The sequence below is a fragment of the Streptomyces anandii JCM 4720 genome (assembly GCF_014650655.1).
In the GTDB taxonomy this organism is placed as follows: domain Bacteria; phylum Actinomycetota; class Actinomycetes; order Streptomycetales; family Streptomycetaceae; genus Streptomyces; species Streptomyces anandii.
Genome location: NZ_BMVJ01000007.1, coordinates 144,690 through 160,936 on the forward strand (window position 1 = coordinate 144,690; position 16,247 = coordinate 160,936).

The window sequence follows — 16,247 nt, forward strand, 5'->3', positions numbered from 1 at the left end:
GGTGACCTCATTGCCCGCCTCGATGCGGCGGATCGCGCGCTACCACTTCGGCTGGGAGCACCCGGACGGCACCCCGGCCGCAGGGAACGCGGGCAAGGCGATCCGCCCGGCGCTCGTCCTGACCGCGGCCGACGCGCTCGGCGGGCCGCGGGCCAGGGCGTCGGCGGCCCGGGCGGCCGCGGCGGTGGAACTGGTCCACAACTTCACGCTGCTGCACGACGACGTGATGGACCGCGACACCACCCGCCGGCACCGGCCCACCGCGTGGACGGTGTTCGGGGACGCCGACGCCATCCTCGCCGGGGACGCACTGCAGGCGCTCGCCCTGGGGCTGCTGGCCGGGGACCCGCACCCGGCGTCCCGGGCGGCCGCCGCCCGGCTCGCCGCCTGCGTCGTGGAGCTGTGCGCGGGACAGCAGGCGGACACGGCCCTGGAGGTCCGCGCCCCCGGCGAGGTCACCCTGGCCGAGGTGCTCGCCATGGCCGAGGCCAAGACCGGGGCGCTGCTCGGCTGCGCCTGTGCCATCGGCGCCCTGTACGCGGGGGCGGGGGAGGAGGAGGTCGAGGCGCTCGACGCGTTCGGCCGTCAGGCCGGGCTGGCCTTCCAGCTCATCGACGACGTCATCGGCATATGGGGCGACCCCGCCCGCACCGGCAAGCCGGCCGGCGCCGACCTCGCCGCCCGCAAGAAGTCCCTGCCGGTGGTCGCCGCGCTGACCTCCGGCACGCCGGCCGCCGCGGAACTCGCCGAGCTGTACGCCCGGCCCCACCAGGAAGGAGAGGAGGAGCGCGCGGCACTGGCCGTGGAGCGGGCCGGTGGACGCGACTGGGCGCAGGCCCAGGCGGCCGACCGCATGTCCCGGGCCCTGCACGACCTGTCCCGGGCCATCCCGGACCCGCGGGCCGCGGACGGGCTGCTGGCGCTGGCGGAGTTCGTCACCCGGCGCACCGCCTGAGTCCGCGGCGCGGCACCGCACCACCGCCCGGCGCGGCCCGGCACCACTCGGCGTCACCGCGTCACCGCCCCACCAGGACACCGGAGGAATCGGGTCCGTACGGCTCCTGACTCCGTACGGCCGCCGGGGCCCCGGTCCGGCGGGTCCCGCACTTCCCCACGGTGTGCGGGGCCCGCCACCCCACCGGGTCCGCGGGCACCCAGTAGGCTCAACACCCGTATGAATACGGCTGGTTGAGGCGGAGGGGCGGAGATGGGCGTGGGAATCCGGGCCGCGGGACAGGGCGACCGGGAGCTGGTCGTGCGGCTGCTGGACGAGGCGTTCCAGGACGACCCGGTGAGCGGCTGGGTCTTCCCGGGGGAGGAGTACCGCCGTACGACCCACCAGCGGCTGATGGCCGCGTTCACCGACATCGTGCTCGCCGACGGCCGGATCGACGTCACGGATGACGGCGCGGCGTGTGCGCTGTGGCTGCCGGTGCGCGCCGGTGACCAGGCAGAAGAAGCACAACAAGGGGAGAACGGGGAGGAGGGCGACGAGACCGACGAGGCCGTGCGGCTGCGTGAGGCCGTGGACCCCGCGAACGCGCGGGTGGAGGAGGTCGCCCGGCTGATGGCCGAGGCGCATCCCGCCGGCCGGGCCCACGAGTACCTGTGGATGATCGGCGTCACGCCGGGCCGCCAGGGCGAGGGCCTGGGGAGCGCGCTCATCGAGCACGTCCTGCGGCGGTGCGATCACGCGGGCCTGCCCGCGTACCTGGAGGCGAGCAGCGCCCGCAGCACCAAGCTGTACGAACGCCTCGGCTTCGCCTTCACCGGCAGCACCCTCGACCTCCCGGACGGCGGCCCCCGGATGTGGCCGATGTGGCGGGAGCCCCGTTCACGGGAAGCGGTACAGCCGCGCTCGTCCTAGCCTGAAGGCATGGAGGGCGAGGAACACCGCTGTCCCACCTGCGGGCAGCCGGTGGAGACGGTGGTCCGGCGGCACAAGACGCTGGGCGCCTGGGTCCCCGTATGGGAGCCCGGACCGTGCCGGAACCCGCGCTGCGGGCCGGACACCGCGGCTGCGGCCGACCGGCCCGAGGAACCGGGACGGAGCCCGGACGCGGCTCCCGCCCCGAGCCCGGACGCGGCTCCCGCACCGAGCCCGGAACAGACATCGGCGCCGAGCCCGGAATAGACGTGGGCACCGGGTCCGGAGGCGAGTGCTTCGTGCGCGCGGATGCCGCGGGACGGTCAGCCGGCGACACCGCCGGTTCTCGGGGGCAGGCCGCCCGTCTCCGGGTCGCGTCCGGTGAGGCAGTACAGGCCGCCCGCCGGGTCGCGCAGCACCGTCCAGTGGGGGTGGTCGGCCACGTGGACGGCGCCGAGTTCCTCGTGCCGGGCGCGTGTCGCGGGGATGTCCGCACAGGCCAGGTCCAGGTGGGCGGAGGCGGGCCGCTCCTCGTCCAGGCGCTGGACCAGGACGCGGACGGGCAGCCCGGGCGGGGGCGTGATCACGTGAAACTCCGGGAGGGAGCCGGGCCGCGACTCCCAGCCGTCCAGCAGCCGTGTCCAGAAGGCGACTTCGGCGTCGTGGACCGAGGGCGGGACGTCGAGACAGATCTGGTCCAGGCGGCTGCCCCGGACGACCGGCGGGCGCGCCGACTCGCCGTGCCAGGACACCGCGCAGAACAACTGCCCGGCGGGCGAGCGGAGTACGGCCCAGCCGTCGTGCCCGGCATGCACCCCGGCGCCGGTCCGCACCGCCGACGCCACGAACGCGTCCACGTCGTCGACGGCGAGGTCCAGGTGGGCGCCCGCCTCCCCGGAGGCGACGGCCTGGAGCTTCACGCACGGGTCGGTGCCGGCACCCGCCGTGTTCCCGGACGGCAGCAAGGTGACGAACTCGCCGTGCTCACCGCGTGGTTCGGACGCCTGGGTGTCCGTGACGGCGGTCCAGAACTCCCGGGCACGGGAGAAGCGCGCGGCGGGCCGGTCGGCGAAGACGTACGTCCAGCGGATGCTCATGACGTGATCGTAGGGCGGTGAAGCCGCCGTCCCGGGCGGCCTTTCAGGCGCGGGGACGTTCCATGAAGCGCAGCAGGTTCCCGGCCGGGTCGCGGAAGGCGCAGTCGCGCACCCCGTACGGCTGGTCCATCGGCTCCTGGACGACGTCGGCGCCGTACTCCTCGACTCTGGAGAACAGGGCGTCGCAGTCGGGGGTGGAGAAGATGACCCCGCGCAGCATGCCCTTGGCCAGGAGCTGGGCCATGGCCTCCTTGTCGGCGGGGGAGGCATCGGGGTTGGCGGCGGGCGGCTCCAGCACGATCTCGACGTCCGGCTGGAGCGGCGACCCCACGGTCACCCACCGCATGCCCTCGAACCCGACGTCGTTGCGGACTTCCAGCCCGAGAACGTCCCGGTAGAAGGTGAGCGCCTTGTCATGGTCGTCGACGGCGATGAAACACTGGTGGAGTTTGAGGTCCATGCCCACACGTTAGGGCGCGAGCGGCCGTCCCGCGCGCCTCGGGCGCGTGAAGGTCCGCGCCACGCACGCCGGGATCACCGCACCGTCCTCGTGCGACCGCGCCCGGTAGGCGCTCGGCGTCTCCCCGACCAGCTCGGTGAACCGCGAGCTGAACGAACCGAGCGAGGTGCAGCCCACCGCCAGGCACACCTCCGTGACGCTCAGGTCGCCCCGCCTGAGCAGGGCCTTCGCCCGCTCGATACGACGGGTCATGAGGTAGCTGTAGGGGGTCTCGCCGAAGGCCGCCCGGAAGCTGCGCTGGAAGTGCCCGGACGACATCAGCGCGTCCCGCGCGAGCGAGGCGATGTCGAGCGGCTCGGCGTACTCGCGGTTCATCCGGTCGCGGGCCCGCCTCAGGCGCACCAGGTCTTCGGGGGTCACCCGCACAGCATGACACGGACACCGGCCTCGCCACCGGCCCGTCAGCGGCACGGTGGCCGGTAGGGATGGCCGGAGAGGTACCGGCTCCACTGCTGCCTGCTGATCGGGTCGCCCGTGGAACGGCAGAGGTCGTCGTAGAGAGGCGCCGGACCGAGATCCCACAGGCCGACGCCGGCGCCCTCCCGCAGGACGGCCAGACGACGGCCGTCCGCGCTGAAGGCGAGCGCGTAGAAGCCGCTCACCGGCCCACCGGACAGGTAGGACTCCCGGACGGGATCGGCCGGTTGGCGCAGATCCCAGATCTCGGGGTGTGCCGCCTCGCCCTGGTGGTTCTCGTCGTACTTCTGGTCGATCAGGGCGAGGCGGGTGCCGTCCGGGCTGAAGGCGATCCGGCTGCCCGTGTCGCCGATGGGCATGTCGGCCAGTGAGCGCGTCGGCCGGCCCCGGTCCATCCGCCACAGCCGCAGTTGCCCGTTGCTCTGGTAGACCGCGAGCAGCCTGCCGTCCGGCCGGAACGCCAGATACGCGAACTGGGCGTTGTTCGTGAGCGGGCGGCTCCAGAGGCGGGAGGGGTGCGCCGGGTCGGACACGTCCCAGCCCTCCAGTCGCGTCCCGTAGCCGAGCCGGGGATCCTTCGGCTTGCTCAGCGGCGAGTCGGTGAGGAGCATCGTCCTGCCGTCGGGGGAGAAGACGAGCTCCGTGACGGTCTTCTCGATGTGGGCGATCTGCCGCGGGTGCCGGGGATCCGCGATGTCGTAGAGCCGCAGGGTGGGCGGAGAGTGGTTCCTTTTCACCCAGCCGTTCATGTCGGAGACGGCCAGCAAGGGTTTGGCGGGGCTGAAGCGGAGGACCGCGACGCCGTTGCGCAGCTCGTCGCCGATCGTGCCCAGCGGGGGGCCCGAGGCCTTGGCCGTGTCGCGCAGACGCACACCGACGTACTCGGTCTTCGGCTTCTTGCCGTCCTTGTAGAGCTCCACGTCGGCGAGGAGGCGGCCGTCGGCGCTGAGCGCGATGTCCTGGCCGGTGTACATGTCGGGGGCCGGGGTGTCGGCCAGTATCCTGGCGCCGCCCGAAGGGTTCCCCAGCTCGGTCGCGTCCACAAGATAGTTCCGTCCGACGCCCTCCACGGCGATCAGTTGTCTGCCGTTCACCGCCTTGTAGACCAGCTGCGCCCCGGTTCCGGGAGTCAGCGGCAGAAAGCCACTGGCGCCGGGCTCGGCCACGTTGGACAGGTACCAGACGAGGACACCGTGGTCGCTGGTCACCAGCACTCTGCGGGTCATGCCCGGGTCGAAGAGGATGGCGCCGGGCGCCGTGGACGTCGACCGCAGGCTCATCGACGCCCCGGCGAAGAGCAGGCCGGTGTCCGGCTCGGTCGCGTACACCCAGGCCTGCCACTTCTCGCCGCACAGTCCGACGACGTGCTGATGGCCAGGGCTGAACGCCAGGGAGGTGAGCGGCGAGCTGAGACACTCGCCGCTCGCGAACTGCCCCGATTCGCCTTCCCTGAGGATGCGCCGCGGAGCGCCCGGGGTGTCGAGCCGCCACAGACCCAGGCTCTGTTCGGTCCTCGCCACCACCACCGGGGCCGCCAGCAGCCGTCCCGTGCGGTCGAAGGCCACGCGGTGCAGGGGGCCGTGGGGCGACCTCGAGTCGTAGGGGGATCCCTTCAAAGCCTCCGACTGCCGGGGACGGCGGGGGTCGGTCATGCTCCACAGCAGGATCCGGCCGTCCACGCTCATGCCCGCCAGCAGGTCGTGCCAGGGCGAGAGGGCCAGCGAGTCCACCCGCTCGGACAGTCCCCGTAAGGAGGGCAAAGCGGCCGGTGCGGAGCGGTCGCCGATGTCCCCCACCCGTATCTCGCCGGTGGACAGGCCCGCGTACAGCATCTTCCCGTCCCTGCCGAGGGCCAGTGCGGTGGCGGTGTGGTCCATCCGCAGCGCGGCGGTCTGCCGGGGCCGGTTCGGGCGGGAGGTGTCCCACAGCCGTACCGTCGCCGTGGTGGACGCGTCGCTGCCGTACGTGACGGCGGCCAGGGTCGCGCCGTCGCGGCTGAGGGCGATCGGGCCGACCGTGTCCGCGGCGATCCGCGCCGAACCGCCGTCGAAGCGCAGGACGACCGAGTCCCCGGTCGAGATCGCGAGAACGCGGCCGCTGCCGTCGGTGGCCAGGTCGCGCGCCGGCGCCTGCTCGTTGATCACGCCCGGAGTGCGGCGGCTGTTCAGGAGCGCGCTGCGGCCCGCCTCGTGATCGGTGTCGTACGCGAGCAGACTGAGCTGCTTGGCCAGGCCCGGTTCGACGACGCGCAGGGTCTCGGCCTCGGCGGAGAGGTACCGGGCGAGGTCGCGCCGGTGCGCCTGCTCGGCCTGCCGTTGGAAGATCACGGAGCCGGTCAGACCCGCCGAGGCCAGCAGGGCCAGCACGGCGAGGAAGGCCACGGCGGTCCTGCGGCGGCGGGTGCCCCGGCGCTGCTGGTGCGCGGAGGCGGCCATGAATTCGGCGGGCAGACGGTCCAGGTCCTGGGTGCGCACCGAGGCTTCCTCGGCGCGCCCCTGCACCCCTGCCAGCCTCCCGCCCCGGTACAGCAGCGAGGGGTCGCGGCCGGAACGCTCCCAGGCCGCCGCGTCGTCGGTGAGCTGCTGGCGGTCGCGCAGCCAGTCGCGGTCGGCGTCCACCCACTCCCGCAGCCGGGGCCACGCGCGGATCAGCGCCTCGTGGCTGAGCCGCGCGGTGTCCTGGTCGAGCGTGACCAGACGGGCCTCGGTGAGCCGGTCGAGCACCTGCCGGGCGGTGTCCTCGGGCAGACCGTGCAGCAGCGTGGCGCGGTCCACGGGCTGCGCGGTGTCGGCGGAGTCGTCCGCGACGCGCACCAACCGGGTGAGGATGTGGCGGAGGGTCTTCCTGCCCTCCGTGTCCAGCGCGTCGTGCAACTCGTCGGCGGTGCGTGCGATCGCCTGCCCGATGCCGCCGGCGGCGCGGTAGTCGGCGAAGGTCAGCCGTGCTCCGGTCCCTTGCCGCCAGGTCGCCCACAGCGCGTGGGACAGCAGCGGCAGCGCACCGGCCACCGGGTGGCCGCCGTTCCCGGCGCCCAGTTCGTGCAGCATCAGGTCGGCGAGCCCGTCGTCCAGTTCGAGTCCGGTCGTGGCGGCCGGCTGCTCGATCGCTGCGCGCAGTTCGGCGGCGGTCATGGGTTCGACCAGCACCTGGCGGTCACGCAGTGCGGCCAGCAGGTCGGGGTGCGCGGCGGCCCGGTCGTAGAAGTCCGCGCGCAGGGCGAGGACGACCGACGCCCGCGCGGGGCCCTCGCCCACCGGTGCGGCGAGGGCGGTCAACGCCCGGAGGAAGGCGGTCCGTTGCTCCTCCTCGGGGCAGAGCGTGAACAGTTCCTCGAGCTGGTCGACCAGCAGCACCAGCCGCTGTCCGGGCCGGCCGTCCAGGAGCCGGGCGGCCGCGTCCGCCGCCTCTTCCGGCCGCGCCCGCAGCAGTTCGGCCTCCTCGGACGCCATTCCGAGCCGTACGGCCAGCCGTCGCAACGGCCACGCACCGGGCGTGAGCCGCAGCACGGCCCGGCGGGCCAACCGGCCGGCCCCGTCCGCCCCGGCCGTGCTGTCGGGCTCGGCCTCGTCGCCGGCCTCCGGGGACACCCCGTGGCGCAGTCTGTGGGCCAGGCCCGCGTTGAGCAGGGAGCTCTTGCCCGAGCCGGACGGGCCCACCAGGACCCAGGGACCCGCTCCGGCGGGGGAGTCGGGGGGCGTGTCCAGGGTGGCGAGCAGCCGCTCGACCATGCGCTCCCGCCCGCGGAACAGCCGTGCGTCGTCAGGACCGAAGGGTTTCAGGCCGGGGTAGGGGCAGCGCCCCGGCGCCCGCGGTTCCCCGGACGGTGGCGTACGGTCGCCGGGTACGACCGCGGGCAGGGCGGCGTTCGGCGCGACGACCAGGGAGCCCGTCAGCCCCTCGGCCTGTCTGCGCGGCAGCGGGAGCTGACGTTCCCTCATCGTGCGGAACACCGCGTCGTGGACCAGGTCCAGGGTCAGCAGGCGCGGCGCGCGAGGGTCGCCGTGCGTCAGTACGTCGACGAGCGCCCCGGTGAACGCCGTCCGCTCTGCGTCCGGCGGGGCGAGGGCGAGCTGTTCCGCGGACCCGATGAAGTACAGCCCGGGCGCCGGATCCATGCTGAAGGCGGGTACGGACGTGCCGCGCCCGAGCGGCGGGCGTCCGGAGAAGCAGCAGTCGAGGATCAGGACCACGGACGGCGCTCGGCTCGCGGTGAGCGCCTGGCGCAGCGCGGCGAAGGACAGCGCCTGGTGCCCGGCCAGGCCCGGGGTGAGCCGGTCGGTGCCGCGGGCGGCCAGGTAGAGCTCGCCGTCCGCGTCGAGCAGCCCCGTGCCCGACGAAGTACACCAGCAGGACGCTGTCGGCACGCCCGGCCTCCTCGGCGACGGCCTTGGCCATGGCCTGCGCGTCGGGCGGGTCGAGTTCGGCACGCAACTGCGCGGGCGGCACCCCGCACCGCTCGGTCAGCGCCTGCCGCAGCGCGTGGAAGGTGGGCGTGACGGAGGGGACGGAGGGGAGGGTGGGACCGTCGTGCGTGGCGGTGGCGATCAGCAGAACCCGTACGCCCGCGCCGGCCAGGTCGGTCACGTCAGCTCTCGCCGCCCGCCGCTGCCGTCCACACCGGTGTCGCCGCCGGCGCCGTCCTGGCCCTGGTTCACCAGATCCGCGAGGTCGGCCACCTGCCGGCGCAGCGCGTCCGCGTCGAGGCCCGCGACCCGCCTGGCGGTCAGTTCGAGCGACCGCCCTCCGGGGAGCGTCACCTTGATGCGCACCTCACCGCGCCGGCTGCGCAGCCAGGCGATCACACCGGTCGCGAAGGCGGTCGCCGCCCCGCCCGGCCCGAGCGCCACCACGAGCGCGTCCAGGACCGGCCCCAGCGCGCCCGGCGCCACCGGGCCCTCCCGGTCGCCGACCCGGCCCCGTAACTCCTGGTCGGTGCGCAACCACTGTCCCAGGGAGCGCAGTTGATCCCCCGAGCCGGGACCCTGCGCAGCCACTGTCACGTCCATGACTCCCCCGTCACCGCCGCACGGCGCGGCCGCTCGTGTCACGACTGTGCAGGGAGGCTAGCAACGTTGAAGGAGTGCTGACCAGAAGCCCACTGCGTCATCCCGAAGCCCACACGGCATCCGCGAAAGCACGCACCCGGCACGCGAGGGCCGCCGTGTTCGGCGGTCTGCGTGCCGGGTGCGCGGGAAAGCCTCGGGTCAGGCCTTCTTGGTCTCCCAGAAGATCTTGTCGATCTGGGCGATGTGGTCCAGCGCCTTCTGGCCCGTTGCCGGGTCGGTGGAGGCCTTGGCGGCGGAGAGGGCCTTCAGCGTGTCGTTGACCAGCTGGTGCAGCTCCGGGTACTTCTCGAAGTGCGGGGGCTTGAAGTAGTCGCTCCACAGCACGGAGACGTGGTGCTTCGCCAGCTCGGCACGCTGCTCCTTGATGACGGTGGCACGCGCCTGGAAGTGCGGGTCGTCGTTTCCGGCCATCTTCTCCTGGATGGCCTTCACCGACTCCGCCTCGATGCGGGCCTGGGCCGGGTCGTACACACCGCAGGGAAGGTCGCAGTGCGCGCTGACCTTGACCTTGGGGGCAAACAGGCGGGAAAGCATGGAGCATTCCTTCCTCGTGATCGTCTTCTCAGGTGGGACATTACTCCCTGCAAGGCGTGTTTTCGCGAGTGCCCCCTAGGGCTTAGGACAAAAGTCGGGGGTCAGACTGAGACTGGTGGAGGAACGGACCGGGGAGGTGCCGGGGATGCCGGAACTGTCGCAGGAGACCGAGCGCAGGGGCGCGGTGCTGCCCTTCGGGCTGGCCGAGGTGACCGGGCCGTCCATGGTGCCCACGCTGTACCACGGGGACCGGCTCCTGGTGCAGTACGGCGCCCGCATCCGGCCCGGTGACGTGGTGGTCCTGCGGCACCCCTTCCAGCAGGACCTGCTGGTCGTCAAGCGCGCGGCGGAACTGCGCGAGGGCGGCTGGTGGGTGCTGGGGGACAACACGTACGCCGGCGGCGACAGCACCGACTACGGGACCGTGCCCGAGGACCTGGTCCTGGGCAAGGCGTGGTTCCGCTACCGGCCGCGCAAGCCCGCTCAGCGCTCGCCGCTGGCGCTGCTGCGCTGGGCGCTGTCCGCGGCCAGGCCCGTGTTCACCGACCGGTCGGCCTCCAGGCGCTTGCGGGCCCGGTAGGCGGCCACGTTGGCGCGGGTCGCGCAGCGGTCCGAGCAGTAGCGGCGAGAGCGGTTGGTCGAGGTGTCGAGGTAGGCGTTGCGGCAGGGGGCCGCCTCGCACAGGCCGAGCCGGTCGACGCCGTACTCGGTCAGGTGGAAGGCCAGGCCCATGGCGGCGATCGCCGCGTAGCCCGCGGTCGCGTTGGACGGGTGGTCGGCCAGGTGCATGTGCCACAGCGGGCGGCCGTCCTCGTCGCGGTGGTCGTGCCCCGAGATCTGCGGGCTCACCGGGAACTCCAGCAGCAGCGAGTTCAGCAGGTCCACCGCGAGCGTCTCGTCCCCGGCGTCGGCCGCCTCGAAGACCGAGCGCAGCCGGGCCCGTACCGAACGGAAGCGGGTCACGTCGGCGTCGGTGGCGCGGCGGGCCGCCGAGGCGTTGGCGCCGAACAGGTCGCGCACCGCCTCGACCGAGGTCAGCGCGTCCTTGCCCCGGGCCGGCTCCTCGCTGTTGACGAGACGTACGGCGTAATCCGAGTAATAGGCCAGTTCCACTTGTAGTCCTTACGGCGGCGCTCTATGGTCATGGAGGCGGTCGGTAACAGCCGGTCGTGCTTACAGGGTATTACGCGACGGTGGTCGCGTGACCGGGGTTCAGGGAGGGCAGCGATGACGGACACGGGCATGGACATCACCGCGACGGGGGCCGACTGGCGGGCCTGGCAGGAGAGCTGGGACCGGCAGCAGGAGTGGTACATGCCCGACCGCGAGGACCGCTTCCGCATCATGCTGGACATGGTGGAGGCACTGGTCGGCACCGCGCCGCGCGTCCTCGACCTCGCCTGCGGCACCGGCTCCATCACGGCCCGGCTGCTCGACCGCTTCCCCGCGGCCACCAGCACCGGCGTCGACCTCGACCCGGCGCTGCTCGCCATCGCGCGGGGCACCTTCGAGGGCGACGAGCGGGTCCGCTTCGTGACCGCCGACCTCAAGGACCCCGGCTGGCGGGCGGAACTGCCGTACGACTCCTACGACGCCGTCCTGACCGCCACGGCCCTGCACTGGCTGCACAGCGAACCCCTCGCGGCCCTCTACGGATCGGTCGCGGAACTCGTCCGCGACGGCGGTGTCTTCATGAACGCGGACCACATGATCGACGAGACGACGCCCCGGATCAACGCGGCCGAGCGCGCCCAGCGGCACGCGCGCATGGACGAGGCCAGGCGCGGGGGCGCCCTGGACTGGAGCGAGTGGTGGCAGCTGGCCGCCGAGGACCCGGTGCTCGCCGGCCCGACCGCCCGCCGCTTCGAGATCTACGGCGAGCACGCCGACGGCGACATGCCCGGCGCCGCCTGGCACGCGCGCGTGCTGCGCGAGAAGGGCTTCGCGGAGGCCCGCCCCGTGTGGTGCTCGCCCTCGGACACGCTGCTGCTCGCGGTGAAGTGACGGCACGAAGGGGCGGTACGGCATCGGCACACCGTACGGCGAAGGGGCGGTACGGATCGATCCGTACCGCCCCTTCGGGTGTGCCGCCCGCAGCGCCTTCGCTCTACTACAGCACCTTGGACAGGAACGACTGGGTGCGCTCGTGCTGCGGGTTGGTCAGCACCTCGCGCGGGTGGCCGGACTCGACCACCACGCCCTCGTCCATGAAGACCAGGCTGTCGCCCACCTCGCGGGCGAAGCCCATCTCGTGGGTGACGACGACCATCGTCATGCCGGACTCGGCGAGGTCGCGCATGACGTCGAGGACGTCACCGACCAGCTCCGGGTCCAGTGCCGAGGTCGGCTCGTCGAACAGCATCAGCTTCGGCTCCATCGCCAGCGCGCGGGCGATCGCCACGCGCTGCTGCTGGCCGCCGGAGAGCTGCGAGGGGTAGTGCCCGGCGCGGTCGGCGAGACCGACGCGCTCCAGGAGCTGCATCGCCCGCTCCTTGGCCTGGCCCTTGCTCATGCCCTTGACCTGCACCGGCGCCTCGATGACGTTCTCCAGCGCGGTCATGTGCGGGAACAGGTTGAAGCGCTGGAAGACCATGCCGATGTCCCGGCGCTTCATGGCGACCTCGCGGTCGCGCAGCTCGTAGAGCTTGTCGCCCTGCTGCCGGTAGCCGACGAGCTCGCCGTCGACGTACAGCCGGCCGGCGTTGATCTTCTCCAGGTGGTTGATGCACCTGAGGAAGGTCGACTTGCCGGAGCCGGAGGGGCCGATGAGGCAGAACACCTCGCCGGGCCTGACCTCCAGGTCGATGCCCTTGAGGACCTCCACCTGGCCGAAGGACTTGTGCACGCCCTCGGCCTTGACCATCGCGGCGGAGGCGTCGCGCGGGGTGGTGGCGTCGTTCTTCTCGAGCTTGTCGGTCATGCCGTCACCTTCCTGCTGGAGAAGGTCGTCAGATGTGCCCTGACCTTCTGCCACGGCGTCGGCGGCAGGCTGCGGCTGGAGCCGCGGGCGTAGTACCGCTCGATGTAGTACTGGCCCACGCTCAGCACGGAGGTCATGATCAGGTACCAGGCGGCGGCGAGGAAGTACATCTCCACCGGGGCGCCGGAGACCTGGCCGATGTCCTGGGCGTAACGGAACAGCTCCGGATACTGGACGGCCGCCACGAGCGAGGTCGTCTTCAGCATGTTGATGACCTCGTTGCCGGTCGGCGGCACGATCACCCGCATGGCCTGCGGGATGATGATCCGGCGCAGGGTCCGGCCGTGGCTCATGCCCAGCGCGTGGGCCGCCTCGGTCTGGCCCTCGTCGACCGCGAGCAGGCCGGCGCGGCAGATCTCCGCCATGTACGCGGCCTCGTTCAGACCGAGGCCGAGCAGCGCCGTCAGCAGCGGGGTCATGAAGTCCGACCAGTAGTCCTTGTAGATCGGACCGAGGTCGATGTACTCGAAGACCAGGCCCAGGTTGAACCACAGGAACAGCTGGACCAGGACCGGCGTGCCGCGGAAGAACCAGATGTAGAACCAGGAGATGGACGAGGTCACCGGGTTCTTCGACAGGCGCATCACCGCGAGGACGATGCCGCCGACGATACCGATCAGCATCGACAGGACCGTCAGCAGGAGGGTCTTGCCGACGCCCCTGATGATGCGGTCGTCGAAGAAGTAGCTCGGCACCGCATGCCAGTTGATCTTGCCCTGGCCGAACGCGTAGATGATCGCGACCAGAATCGCGATGGCGATGACGGCGGAGACGTAGCGTCCGTAGTGCCGGACCGGGATGGCCTTGATGGCCTCCGGGCCGGACGGGGGCGTGCTCGTCGGTCCCGCGGTCTTGTCGATGTCAGCAGTCACGGGTGTTGCCTTTCAGTGGCCGCTCGGTGCGGTCACTTGCCGCCGTTGATGGCCGACTCCTTGACGGCGCCGTCCTGGGCGCCCCACTTCTGGAGGATCTTCTGGTACTCGCCGCTCTTGATGACCGCGTTCAGCGCGGCCTGCAGCGCGTCACGCAGCTGCGTGCTCGACTTCGCGACCGCGATGCCGTACGGGGCCGCCTCGACCTGGTCGCCGACGATCTGGAAGTCCTTGCCACCGCCGGAGGTCTTGACCGCGTACGCGGCGACCGGGAAGTCGGCGGACACCGCGTCCGCGCCGCCCGAGCGCAGGCGGGTCTCGGCCTGCTGGTTGTCGTCGAAGGCCTGGATGGAGAGCGTCTTGCCGCTCGGGCACTTCTTCGCCTCGGCCTTGGCGAGGTCCTCGGAGACCGTGCCGCGCTCCACGGCGATCTTCTTGCCGCACAGGTCGGACCAGGACGTGATGCCCTTGGTGTCACCCTTGCGGGTGTAGATGGAGACACCGGCGGTCAGGTAGTCGACGAAGTCGACGCCCTCGCCGACCTTCTTGCCGGTGGTCGGGTCGACGCCCTCCTGGCGGTTCTTGTTGTCCGTCATCGCGGACATGGCGATGTCGTAGCGGTTGGAGCGGAGGCCGGTGAGCAGGGCGTCGAACGTTCCGTTCTGGAAGTCGAACTTCACGCCGAGCTGCTTGCCCATGGCGTCCGCCAGGTCGGGGTCGAGGCCGACGACCTTGCCCGAGTTGTCCTTGAACTCGACCGGCGCGTAGGAGATGTCCGAGCCGACCCTGATGACGCCCTTGTCACGGATCGAGGACGGGAGCTTGTCGGCGAGCGGGGCGGAGCCGGCTGACGAACTGCCGGACGCGTTGTTCTTGTCCTTGGTCTGGTCACCGCAGCCGGTGAGAATCAGGGCGCCTGCGACCGCGATCGCACCGACCGCGGCAAGACGGGAGTGCGCGGCGGTCGTACGACGGGTGGAGCCTGCGGTCATGGTGGGTTCCTCCGGCGGATGGGTGGAGATGCCGATGGGTCGACGAGAACACACACCTTCGGGTGTCGCGACCTCGTGTGATTGACGCATCTTGCCATTCGAGCTGCGCCATTCAGGGGAATCGCCATGTCAAAATCGGATAACGGGTGATCCCCCAGCCGCTCGGAACCGGCCCACGAGGGCCGGACCATCTACGGGAAAGCCTCCTCCCGGCCGGAAGATCTTCGGCACATCTCGGGATGCGGGCGGTCGGAACAGGGTGTTTGGGCGGCTCGAGACCTTGTCGAGCATTCGGCGAGAGCTTGTCCCCATATTGGGCCAAGTGTCGGCTCGCCGTCATGTGACCTTGGCGTTATGGACTCGTCCCCGACGCCGTCCGTCCGGTAAGAAGGTTCTTTACACCCCTCATCCGGGGCTCAGGGCGCGTGTGCGGCGCGCCCGTCGCGTATGCGCCCGAAGCATCACCTACTGGGCCGTGCGCGGTCCCGCCCACCCCTCACCAGGAGTGGCCACCCTCAATCCATGAACAATTAAGGGGTAAAACCAAGTGGCAGCGGAGATCGTCAATCCTCGCAGCGACGGCAGTACGGAACAGGACGGCGGGGCAGAGCCGCTCGATTCCTTCGATCCGGCTTTCGCGCTGCACCGCGGCGGCAAGATGGCAGTGCAGGCCACCGTGCCCGTCCGCGACAAGGACGACCTGTCCCTGGCGTACACGCCCGGCGTCGCGCGGGTGTGCACCGCCATCGCCGAGCAGCCGGAACTGGTCCACGACTACACGTGGAAGTCGTCCGTGGTCGCCGTCGTGACCGACGGCACGGCCGTGCTCGGGCTCGGGGACATCGGCCCGGAGGCCTCCCTTCCGGTGATGGAGGGCAAGGCCATTCTCTTCAAGCAGTTCGGCGGCGTGGACGCGGTGCCGATCGCGCTGGACTGCACCGGCGTCGACGAGATCGTCGAGACCGTGGTGCGGCTCGCGCCCTCCTTCGGCGGAGTCAACCTGGAGGACATCTCGGCGCCCCGGTGCTTCGAGATCGAGCGCCGGCTCCAGGAGCGGCTGGACATCCCGGTCTTCCACGACGACCAGCACGGCACGGCGGTCGTGACGCTGGCGGCGCTGCGCAACGCGGCGCGGCTGAGCGGGCGCGCGCTCGGTGAGCTGCGGGCCGTGATCTCGGGCGCCGGCGCGGCCGGTGTCGCCATCGCCAAGATGCTGGTCGAGGCCGGCATCGGCGATGTGGCGGTCGCCGACCGCAAGGGCGTGGTGTCCGCCGACCGCGAGGACCTCACGCAGGTCAAGCGTGAGCTGGCGGAGTTCACCAACAAGGCGGGCATCACCGGCTCGCTGGAGGACGCGCTGTCCGGCGCCGACGTCTTCATCGGCGTCTCCGGCGGCACGGTCGCGGAGTCCGCCGTGGCGTCGATGGCCGAGGGGGCCTTCGTCTTCGCCATGGCCAACCCCAACCCGGAGGTGCACCCCGACGTCGCGCGCAAGTACGCGTCGGTCGTCGCCACCGGCCGGTCGGACTTCCCGAACCAGATCAACAACGTCCTGGCGTTCCCCGGCATCTTCGCGGGCGCGCTCCAGGTGCGGGCCTCCCGGATCACCGAGGGCATGAAGATCGCGGCCGCCGAGGCGCTCGCGGGCGTGGTCGGCGACGACCTCGCCGCGGACTACGTGATCCCCTCGCCGTTCGACGAGCGGGTCGCCCCCGCGGTGACCGCCGCCGTGGCGGCCGCCGCCCGCGCGGAGGGCGTCGCCCGCAGCTGACCCACCCCGGACGGCCCCGCCCCACCCTCGGGCGGGGCCGTCCGCATGCCGGGGCCGTCCGCATGCCGGGGCCGGCGCCGCACGGGACGGCCGTGGGAGCGGCCGGTGGGGCGGGGCTTGGCAAGAGGGCG

General features: G+C 72.0%; 16 protein-coding genes. 6 read left to right on the top strand and 10 right to left on the bottom strand.

Features of this window, described 5'->3' with window-relative positions; genetic code table 11:
• From IE249_RS15120 to IE249_RS37310, 3 genes are all read left to right on the top strand, one after another.
• A partial coding sequence (locus IE249_RS15120) for a family 2 encapsulin nanocompartment cargo protein polyprenyl transferase (RefSeq protein ID WP_229858507.1) occupies positions 1-955 on the top strand: 955 nt, incomplete at its 5' end.
• A gap of 252 nt (positions 956-1,207) precedes the next feature.
• Positions 1,208-1,867 carry a GNAT family N-acetyltransferase gene (locus IE249_RS15125; protein ID WP_189705337.1) on the top strand — a complete coding sequence of 220 codons (660 nt, stop codon included), beginning with the start codon at positions 1,208-1,210 and terminating at the stop codon, positions 1,865-1,867.
• 9 nt (positions 1,868-1,876) lie between these two features.
• On the top strand, positions 1,877-2,134 hold the full coding sequence (locus IE249_RS37310) for a hypothetical protein (RefSeq protein WP_229858510.1): 258 nt from the start codon (positions 1,877-1,879) through the stop codon (positions 2,132-2,134).
• Positions 2,135-2,190: 56 nt separating this feature from the next.
• Here IE249_RS37310 and IE249_RS15130 read toward each other — a convergent pair whose 3' ends face one another.
• From IE249_RS15130 to sodN, 6 genes are all read right to left on the bottom strand, one after another.
• Positions 2,191-2,964 (bottom strand): VOC family protein, encoded by a 774-nt coding sequence (locus IE249_RS15130; protein WP_189705338.1) that lies wholly within the window; start codon positions 2,962-2,964, stop codon positions 2,191-2,193.
• A 43-nt stretch (positions 2,965-3,007) separates the two neighbouring features.
• On the bottom strand, positions 3,008-3,424 hold the full coding sequence (locus IE249_RS15135) for a VOC family protein (protein WP_189705339.1): 417 nt from the start codon (positions 3,422-3,424) through the stop codon (positions 3,008-3,010).
• A 9-nt stretch (positions 3,425-3,433) separates the two neighbouring features.
• Complete coding sequence (locus tag IE249_RS15140) at positions 3,434-3,844, bottom strand: helix-turn-helix transcriptional regulator (protein WP_189705340.1); 411 nt, start codon at positions 3,842-3,844, stop codon at positions 3,434-3,436.
• Positions 3,845-3,885: 41 nt separating this feature from the next.
• A complete protein-coding gene (locus tag IE249_RS15145) occupies positions 3,886-8,265 on the bottom strand; it encodes an nSTAND1 domain-containing NTPase (protein WP_229858512.1) in 4,380 nt (1,459 codons plus the stop codon).
• Positions 8,266-8,481: 216 nt separating this feature from the next.
• Positions 8,482-8,907 carry an effector-associated constant component EACC1 gene (locus tag IE249_RS15150; protein ID WP_189705341.1) on the bottom strand — a complete coding sequence of 142 codons (426 nt, stop codon included), beginning with the start codon at positions 8,905-8,907 and terminating at the stop codon, positions 8,482-8,484.
• 198 nt (positions 8,908-9,105) lie between these two features.
• Positions 9,106-9,501: a superoxide dismutase, Ni gene (gene sodN, locus IE249_RS15155; protein ID WP_189705342.1), complete on the bottom strand. Its 396-nt coding sequence runs from the start codon at positions 9,499-9,501 to the stop codon at positions 9,106-9,108.
• Positions 9,502-9,646: 145 nt separating this feature from the next.
• Between sodN and sodX the strand changes: the two genes are divergently transcribed.
• Complete coding sequence (gene sodX, locus IE249_RS15160) at positions 9,647-10,081, top strand: nickel-type superoxide dismutase maturation protease (RefSeq protein ID WP_189705343.1); 435 nt, start codon at positions 9,647-9,649, stop codon at positions 10,079-10,081.
• Here the strand turns inward: sodX and IE249_RS15165 are convergent.
• Entirely contained in the window at positions 9,985-10,614 is a 630-nt protein-coding gene (locus IE249_RS15165) for a CGNR zinc finger domain-containing protein (protein WP_189705344.1), read from the bottom strand. The two genes, sodX and IE249_RS15165, sit on opposite strands and share 97 nt — an antisense overlap.
• A gap of 114 nt (positions 10,615-10,728) precedes the next feature.
• Here IE249_RS15165 and IE249_RS15170 point away from each other — a divergent pair, with 114 nt between their 5' ends.
• A complete protein-coding gene (locus IE249_RS15170) occupies positions 10,729-11,505 on the top strand; it encodes a class I SAM-dependent methyltransferase (RefSeq protein WP_189705345.1) in 777 nt (258 codons plus the stop codon).
• A gap of 106 nt (positions 11,506-11,611) precedes the next feature.
• On the opposite strand, the gene IE249_RS15175 is transcribed toward IE249_RS15170, so the two are convergent.
• Genes IE249_RS15175 through IE249_RS15185 form a run of 3 tightly spaced genes read right to left on the bottom strand, consistent with a single transcriptional unit; the run spans position 11,612 to position 14,345 of the window.
• Positions 11,612-12,364: an amino acid ABC transporter ATP-binding protein gene (locus IE249_RS15175; protein ID WP_189705494.1), complete on the bottom strand. Its 753-nt coding sequence runs from the start codon at positions 12,362-12,364 to the stop codon at positions 11,612-11,614.
• A gap of 53 nt (positions 12,365-12,417) precedes the next feature.
• Positions 12,418-13,353 (bottom strand): amino acid ABC transporter permease, encoded by a 936-nt coding sequence (locus IE249_RS15180; protein WP_189705346.1) that lies wholly within the window; start codon positions 13,351-13,353, stop codon positions 12,418-12,420.
• A 32-nt stretch (positions 13,354-13,385) separates the two neighbouring features.
• The gene (locus IE249_RS15185; RefSeq protein ID WP_189705347.1) at positions 13,386-14,345 is read right to left on the bottom strand and encodes an ABC transporter substrate-binding protein; all 960 of its coding nucleotides are present in this window, start codon (positions 14,343-14,345) and stop codon (positions 13,386-13,388) included.
• Between the two features lie 547 nt (positions 14,346-14,892).
• Between IE249_RS15185 and IE249_RS15190 the strand changes: the two genes are divergently transcribed.
• A complete protein-coding gene (locus IE249_RS15190; RefSeq protein WP_189705348.1) occupies positions 14,893-16,116 on the top strand; it encodes an NAD(P)-dependent malic enzyme in 1,224 nt (407 codons plus the stop codon).
• Positions 16,117-16,247: the final 131 nt, after the last annotated feature.